Here is a 7,042-nt window from a genome sequence, read left to right as displayed (position 1 = left end):
ATTCATTTTTATAATCATTATCGCTACCAGAAACGATTAAACGGCTTGAGTCCTTTAGAATTCAGGGCTCAAGCCGCTTAATACATTTTTTATTATTTCCACTGTCTACTTGACGGGGTGCAGTTCACAGTAAATGAGTGCCTAGTCACTTGTCATTTTAGTAGTAGATAAGCAAAACTGCTTATTATAACTGTAATTTCATGTTTACTGTTCTTATACTAAATCCCAATTTTTCATAAAGCTTAATAGCATTATTCCCTACGTAAGCACTAAGTCTGACTTCAGAATATCCTTCCTGTCTCAAGTGTTCAATGGCAACATTCATTAACCCCTTTGAAATACCTCTACCTCTAAATTTTTCTTTTACAAATAGCTCATAAATAAACCCGTTTAATTGGTCTGTAAACTGGTCTTTATTTGCCCCGATCAGGATCCATCCCATTAACTCATTATTCTCTGTTGCTATCAAATAATAGCACCCTTTTTCTAGAAGGGGTTCTATAAGGTTTAATACTTTTTCATTTGTTGCTCTTACTCCGCCCAGTGTACCATCAAATAAAGCTTGTGGTGAAAGAGCTATAATTTCTTCTAGCTCTGAGTTGTTCGGCTTCCTAATTTCCATTTATAATACCTCCATCTTAGACTATTACACCATTTTACCAATCAATCATTAAAATACCATACATCCTCTCCAATAAAACTTTATACCTTCAATAATCTAAGTATAAAGAATCAATTAAAAACCAAAAATGTGTGCTAAATATCTATTTCAGCTCCAAAAAAAATATGGTAAATTAATATCTGCTAATAAGGATTTTTATCTTAAGAAGAGGAAGAAAGTCTTTGAATTTATTAGAGAAAAAAACCGCCAAATTACATAATAATCAATATAGTATAGAAGAAATTAATACTGCTTATGAAAATGCCTTTAAAAAAACTAAACTATGTTTATCTGAAAGGATTAATTGCATGATTATTACTATTGAAGAAGTTCAAATATCCGAAGCAATAAATGCTGTTCGGAAAACAATTGAATTAGTAGGAAATATTAAATTTATTGAGCATAGGTATGCGAATGAATGCTATGGCTATGAAACAGCATTTAACGGAATAAATGGAAGCATAATAGTTAAAGGCGGATTTTCTTCAGGTTATCAAGGAGAAGGTCCACAGGGGTTAAAAAAGATACTTGCAGAACTTGGATTTAATGAAGCACTCATTGAACAGAATGTTAATAGTGTTGGAAGGAGATTCACATTAATTAAATAAACAAAAAAGCTCAGGCTCAAAGGCAATTGATTTGAGCTTTTTTGACTTATAGATTACTAAATAGTTTCTAGTGTTAGCAATAAATTCGAGTACACAGAATGTAAATGCTGCTCCATCACCTAGGTACTCAATACCTGAAAAAGAGCCTCCAATTTGGACGCTCAACTTTCTAACAATCTTTAGTTCAGTTAATAATGTTTATTTAAAAATTTTTTTATGACAATATTTATTCTTGTTAAATGCTCTTCGGTTGGAAAATGGCCCATATTGAAAGAATGAAAAACAGCCAAATTCGGTATTACTTCTTTTTAACTTTTTCTTCAGGGAAAAATATATCTTGTTCTCCGGCAATAACTAACGTTGGTGATTGATAATTTTTCAATTCTTTTCTATCTGTTAATTTAGGCATTGCTCGCTCTAATTTTACATAATGAAAAATATCCCCGATAATTGACTTATCAATTTCCTTCATACAATTAGTTGACATTACATTAGTAATTTTTTTAAGATGTTTTTCTGACAAAGTACTTTTATACAGTAGCATTGGAATTAAGATTTTTTTAATCATCTCCATTTTGGAGCCAAGTTTTAATCCAGCTGGTGAGACTAATACGGAACAATCAATCCTTTCGGGAAAAAAAGCAGCCAATCTTAAAATAATTCCAGCTCCATAGGACGGACCAATAAAACCACATCTATTAATTTTAAAATAATCCATTAGCTCTGCTATCCAACAGGCCAAGCTATCATCCTTTGCAGAGACTCTGTTTTGAGCGCTATAACCTGGATGGCCAATAGTATCAGGTGCATACACTCGATATTGTTCAAATAAAGGCTTAAACCACGATAGTGTCATCGGATTAAGGCAATTACCACCTTGCAGTATAAACAATGGTTTTCCTTCTGTTGGCCCAGCTACAAGCACATGTGTTTCTCCAAAGGTTGTCTTCACATAAACACGTTCTATATCAAATTCAAAAGATTTTAAGTATTTTTCATAATGCTTCGAAATTCGCAGTCTACCTTCTTCACTTTTATAAATTGAATTACTCATGTTATCCCCCTTGATATATCTTACAACATCCTACAGATAACGAAAAACGCCTCATACTGCTAGTGCAATAAGAATGTTATTTACGAAAAAAACATACCATATGCTTGTACGTTTAAATTCACGATCAACTCGTAGCTGGGCATATGAAAAACTTAAATTGAAAGTGGACAACCTCTAAAAACTGTGTTAATGCCCCATTAGAAGTACCTGTTGCGGCTTCCTCATCAATTCCTAGAGTGGGCAAAAGTTTCTACTCTCTACTATTCCTTTTTGTGTATCAAGCGTAAATGCATGGAATCCTCCTACTTTATTAATCTAATATTCGGAGGAGACCTATAAAATGCGTTTGAACTAAAGTTAAATAATACATACATTGGGGGTTGCGCTGTAGATAAAGTTTGCGGTTTGAATGGAAACATATAAATTTTGAGGGAAATGACCATGTAGGCAGGATTTTAAACATGATTATGTATGTAAGAAAGAAAATGGCGAACATTGTATTCCAAGTGTCATCAAATATAATACTAGAAAAATTAGTGAAAAATTAAACATTAGTTTTAACTATCACTCCTTGCGCTACACACATGCAACAACATTACTAGAGAAAGGTACGCCTGTTAAACCGTACAAAAAAGATTAGGACATAGTCGAGCTGCCGTAACAGAAGATCGCTATGTCCACCTCACTGAGAAAATGGCTAGAGATGCTGCGAACATCTTTGATTCATTTGCTCAAGATATATAAAAATTACTAACGTATTTTTTTATGGTGGGGAATTGGTGGGGAACCCCACCATTTAACCCTTATTTTAAACTTAATACGTCACAAAGCCTTATCATTACTGAGTTACTTCGTATCATCCATTTTCAGAACAGCCATGAATGCTTCCTAATTCATAAACGTATTTTGTTAAGGTTTATTGTATCTTTTTAACTTCTAAAAACCCTCTTAAACCATGAATTTATAAGGTTCCTTAAACTCGTTTTGCATTAAATCAAATCTTTTCAAAACATAATGATTTTTTAACCTTCCGTAAGCAAAATGTAGGCAACAATCACTTCATTGACTTGTTATCATAATAAGATGTTATCAGATTTTGTTATTTTATTTAACATATAACTCCTCTCTCACTTATGACTATTTGAACTATTGCCCATTCATAAAGTTTTACAATCGGCTCATCACTTTCCCCATTAACTTTTAGAATACCGAATTTTCCTTCTAATCCATGTAAAATCATATTATCTTTAGTAAAAGTCGGGCTTGTTTTCCAATCAGCTTTTACATCTTCTAAACACCCTGACAAGATTAAACCCACAATAAAGAAAAGCTAATCATTTTCCTCAATGTCGTTTCCCACTCCTAAAACTGCCACAATATTTTAAGAAAGATCCATTACTAGTCTGCCAATATTTTACCACAATACGCTGATTGCATTAATGATGATGCTTAGGGTGCTTGCACGTTGAAGTTTGTCTTGTAAATCTCTTTCACGGAGCTCGCCTCTTTTTCCAAAGAATAAGGCTCGTGCAAGACCGTTCATCGCCTCACCTTTATTTAATCCTGACGACCGGGTAAAATATCTTTATTTCGTTGAATAAGAAATCTGATATACTATTGATTATTGATATACTGTGTTGTACGATGTATATTAGGAGGTACAATACATGAATGTAGAAGATTGGAAATCACAGATTAAGCGAGGAACACTCGATTTTTGTATTCTATTGCTAATAAAGCAGCGTCCGTATTATGGCTATGAAATCATAAGTAAGTTAGAGCAGTATCCTATTGTTGCTGCAAAAGAAAACACAATTTATCCTCTGCTTAGAAGATTATTGAAAGAAGAATATATTTCTGCATTTTGGCAAGAAAGTAAAGAGGGCTTGCCACCGAGAAAATATTATTCCATTACAGAAAAAGGAAACGAATACTTAAACGCTATGTCCCTAGAATGGGATAATTTATTAACAGCTATATCAGAAATTAAGGGAGGGTTAAATAATGGATAAAATTACGAATGATTATCTTGTAAAAATTGAAAAGTATTTGAAATCTATGTCTGCTTCCGAGCGTCTTGACATTGTAAAAGAAATCAAAAGTGTAATGCTTGAATTGCAAAATAATGGTGTATCTTCTGAGCAAATCATCGAACGGTTAGGAAACCCAAAAGAATTAGCGAAAGCATACTTAGGTGAAGCCATTTCAAAGAACAGTAAATTTAGTTGGCGTAAATTCGGCGCTGTATTTGTATTTTGTAGCAGCTTTGCAGGCGTCAGCGGTATGCTTCTTTTGCCTTTTATCAGTACTCTTTCCATTGCTTTAATGATTAGTGGAGTTATTACACCAATAGGCGGAATCATTAAATTTGTCGGGTATCTTATGGGATATGATATTGCCGGAATAACAATCCAAATGGGAGCATTTACACCAAGCCCAATGCAGTTCTTGCCAATTTCTATTGTGATTGGTGTGTTGATGTTTTGGTTGGGGAAAGTGTTATGGAAACTTACAATTAAATATATACACGTAATTAGCCATAAAAAGAAAACATTGTAAAAGAAACACAGAGGCGATAAATTCCATAACTTCCCAGAATATAGCCTCCTTATTCCTTATACCCTATTATAGAAACTATTTTGAACGTAAGTAATTCGTAAGGAAAAGGATGTGAAAAAAAGAGGAATTTACCGCTGGTTGGGACAGAGTAGCGTTGGTAAAACAACAATTATGAAGATGCTTACAAACTTAATGATGACGTTTTGTCATTGGTGGAGATGATTGTTGCGTGATTAACATGGAACAACAAGCAAACACCTATACAATATTAATAGAGGAGAGGAATGCCTTATGAAAATACGTAGTCAAATTACATTTGTAAGTCTGGCCCTTTTAATAGCTGGAAGTTCCCCGCTATACGTAAAAGCAGAGCCCACTCAAAATGTATCTAGTTCGTTACAAACAAGCACTCAAAAAGATCATAATTCCGTCAAGAAAGCAATGCATGATACATTGCAACTTGGATTCCCGGGGATACTTGTTAAAACTTATGAGGATGAAAAAACGTGGGGTTATGCCGCTGGGGTAGCGAATATGAGCACCAAGAAACCAATGGAAACAGATTTTCGCTTTCGCATTGGCAGCGTAACAAAGACGTTCACCGCAACGGTTGTACTTCAATTAACTGAAGAAAACCGATTGAATTTAGACGACTCCATCGAAAAATGGTTGCCTGGTGCCATTCAAGGAAACGGATATAATGGTAAACAGATTACCATCAGGCAGATATTGAACCATACAAGTGGTATCGCTGAATACTCAAGGTCAAAAGACGCTGATTTTATCGATCCAAAAAAATCGTATACGGCTGAAGAACTAGTGAAGATGGGGATTTCTCTGCCACCAGACTTTGCCCCAGGAAAGGGATGGTATTATTCAAACACAGGATACGTATTACTGGGTATTCTTATTGAAAAAGTAACCGGAAACAGCTATGCGGAAGAGATTGAAAATCGGATTATTGAACCGCTTGAATTGTCGGATACTTTCCTACCTGGCAATTCAAGCGTTATCCCAGGCACCAAGCATGCTAGGGGATATTCCCAACCAGACGAAGCAAGTGAGATAAAAGACGTTACTTATTATAACCCAAGTGCAGGTAGCTCGGCTGGAGATATGATTTCTTCTGCTGACGACTTAAATAAATTCTTCTCTTCTTTGCTCGGTGGCAAATTACTGAAGGAACAGCAACTAAAACAAATGCTTACTACAGTTCCTACAGGAAAAGCAGGAATCGATGGATATGGTCTTGGAATCTTTGAAACTAAGCTTCCAAACGGGGTATCAATATGGGGACACACAGGTGGCATTCTAGGGTTTTCTACTATTGCTGGAGGTACACTTGGAGGCAAGCATACGATGGTCGTCAGTTTGAACAGTTTGGGTAGAGATAACAGTCCTAATCCTTTTACAAATATTTTACTTGCTGAATTTAACAAGTAGACAAAAAAGAAAGACGGAAAAAACAAAAAAATTAAAAATATACCTTTCTGGTCCAAAAGTCCAAACTTATTTTTATACGTAAGTTTGGGGGTAGATGAGCTTAGAGAATCAGGGAACGATGAAAAATTTGCAAACGATCAAGAGTATATTGAATTGTAAATTGAACATGCAAGAGAAGAAGATTCAGTGTTTATTGAAGTGTCAGAATCTGAATTTGGTGTAACTGTATTAAATGAAATAGCCCAGGCTCAAAATTAGTTAAGCGCCTGGTCATTTTGGGCCTATACAGAATTTATTTAATCCGCATATGTTATATCTATTATGACAAAGAAAGGCGGATTAAATGGATCCACGCTTAGCACAATTACTTCAAAAGGTAAGTTTATATGGTACTTTAGCTAAATACTATGAACATATCGATCCAGAAAGACATATGTATTTTTACAATAAGCATTTTATGTATGAAACCCAATTAGTTCAACTTTATTGGCAACTACACAGAGAAAATCCTAATTTATAAAAGAGTCATTTAATTCAAAGTCCAAGAGTTAACGAATAAACCAAAAAAGACCAGGTACTCAACTTAAAAATGAACTGCACCCCGTCAAGTAGACAGTGGAAATAATAAAAAATGTATTAAGCGGCTTGAGCCCTGAATTCTAAAGGACTCAAGCCGTTTAATCGTTTCTGGTAGCGATAATGATTATAAAAATGAAT

At 34.5% G+C, this 7,042-nt stretch carries 10 protein-coding genes and 1 pseudogene; 6 read left to right on the top strand and 5 right to left on the bottom strand.

The features are described from left to right. Complete coding sequence (locus tag C9J35_RS24985; protein WP_369122291.1) at positions 1 to 81, top strand: IS3 family transposase; 81 nt, start codon at positions 1 to 3, stop codon at positions 79 to 81. Positions 82 to 184: 103 nt separating this feature from the next. On the opposite strand, the gene C9J35_RS22645 is transcribed toward C9J35_RS24985, so the two are convergent. Beyond that, entirely contained in the window at positions 185 to 622 is a 438-nt protein-coding gene (locus C9J35_RS22645; protein ID WP_054770064.1) for a GNAT family N-acetyltransferase, read from the bottom strand. 221 nt (positions 623 to 843) lie between these two features. On the opposite strand from C9J35_RS22645, the gene C9J35_RS22640 reads away from it, so the two are divergent. Further along, a complete protein-coding gene (locus C9J35_RS22640) occupies positions 844 to 1,269 on the top strand; it encodes a hypothetical protein (RefSeq protein WP_107927090.1) in 426 nt (141 codons plus the stop codon). A gap of 298 nt (positions 1,270 to 1,567) precedes the next feature. Here C9J35_RS22640 and C9J35_RS22635 read toward each other — a convergent pair whose 3' ends face one another. From C9J35_RS22635 to C9J35_RS24980, 3 genes and pseudogenes are all read right to left on the bottom strand, one after another. Next, positions 1,568 to 2,323: an alpha/beta fold hydrolase gene (locus C9J35_RS22635; protein WP_235616409.1), complete on the bottom strand. Its 756-nt coding sequence runs from the start codon at positions 2,321 to 2,323 to the stop codon at positions 1,568 to 1,570. Between the two features lie 1,108 nt (positions 2,324 to 3,431). Further along, entirely contained in the window at positions 3,432 to 3,629 is a 198-nt protein-coding gene (locus C9J35_RS22620) for a hypothetical protein (protein ID WP_107927088.1), read from the bottom strand. A 117-nt stretch (positions 3,630 to 3,746) separates the two neighbouring features. Next, a pseudogene (locus tag C9J35_RS24980) lies at positions 3,747 to 3,887 on the bottom strand (Tn3 family transposase); the annotation flags it as partial. 103 nt (positions 3,888 to 3,990) lie between these two features. Between C9J35_RS24980 and C9J35_RS22610 the strand changes: the two are divergent. The 4 genes from C9J35_RS22610 to C9J35_RS23855 all read left to right on the top strand — a co-directional run bounded on the left by C9J35_RS22610 (position 3,991) and on the right by C9J35_RS23855 (position 6,845). Then, positions 3,991 to 4,335 carry a PadR family transcriptional regulator gene (locus C9J35_RS22610; RefSeq protein WP_054770061.1) on the top strand — a complete coding sequence of 115 codons (345 nt, stop codon included), beginning with the start codon at positions 3,991 to 3,993 and terminating at the stop codon, positions 4,333 to 4,335. Further along, complete coding sequence (locus C9J35_RS22605; RefSeq protein WP_054770060.1) at positions 4,328 to 4,882, top strand: DUF1700 domain-containing protein; 555 nt, start codon at positions 4,328 to 4,330, stop codon at positions 4,880 to 4,882. The genes C9J35_RS22610 and C9J35_RS22605 overlap by 8 nt, the downstream gene beginning before the upstream one ends. 291 nt (positions 4,883 to 5,173) lie before the next feature. Next, entirely contained in the window at positions 5,174 to 6,325 is a 1,152-nt protein-coding gene (locus tag C9J35_RS22600) for a serine hydrolase domain-containing protein (protein ID WP_107927085.1), read from the top strand. A gap of 343 nt (positions 6,326 to 6,668) precedes the next feature. Then, positions 6,669 to 6,845, top strand: a complete 177-nt coding sequence (locus C9J35_RS23855) for a hypothetical protein (RefSeq protein WP_167396048.1) — start codon at positions 6,669 to 6,671, stop codon at positions 6,843 to 6,845. Between the two features lie 116 nt (positions 6,846 to 6,961). On the opposite strand, the gene C9J35_RS24975 is transcribed toward C9J35_RS23855, so the two are convergent. Further along, positions 6,962 to 7,042, bottom strand: a complete 81-nt coding sequence (locus C9J35_RS24975; RefSeq protein ID WP_369122291.1) for an IS3 family transposase — start codon at positions 7,040 to 7,042, stop codon at positions 6,962 to 6,964.

Source organism: Lysinibacillus parviboronicapiens (assembly GCF_003049575.1).
GTDB classification, from domain to species: Bacteria; Bacillota; Bacilli; order Bacillales_A; family Planococcaceae; genus Lysinibacillus; species Lysinibacillus parviboronicapiens.
This window is presented reverse-complemented; position numbering and strand designations above follow the sequence as displayed.

Coding starts and splice junctions, on each gene's coding strand:
- C9J35_RS22645 (WP_054770064.1), bottom strand. CDS start 622: ATGGAAATTAGGAAGCCGAACAACTCAGAGCTAGAAGAAATTATAGCT.
- C9J35_RS22635 (WP_235616409.1), bottom strand. CDS start 2,323: ATGAGTAATTCAATTTATAAAAGTGAAGAAGGTAGACTGCGAATTTCG.
- C9J35_RS22610 (WP_054770061.1), top strand. CDS start 3,991: ATGAATGTAGAAGATTGGAAATCACAGATTAAGCGAGGAACACTCGAT.
- C9J35_RS22605 (WP_054770060.1), top strand. CDS start 4,328: ATGGATAAAATTACGAATGATTATCTTGTAAAAATTGAAAAGTATTTG.
- C9J35_RS22600 (WP_107927085.1), top strand. CDS start 5,174: ATGAAAATACGTAGTCAAATTACATTTGTAAGTCTGGCCCTTTTAATA.
- C9J35_RS23855 (WP_167396048.1), top strand. CDS start 6,669: ATGGATCCACGCTTAGCACAATTACTTCAAAAGGTAAGTTTATATGGT.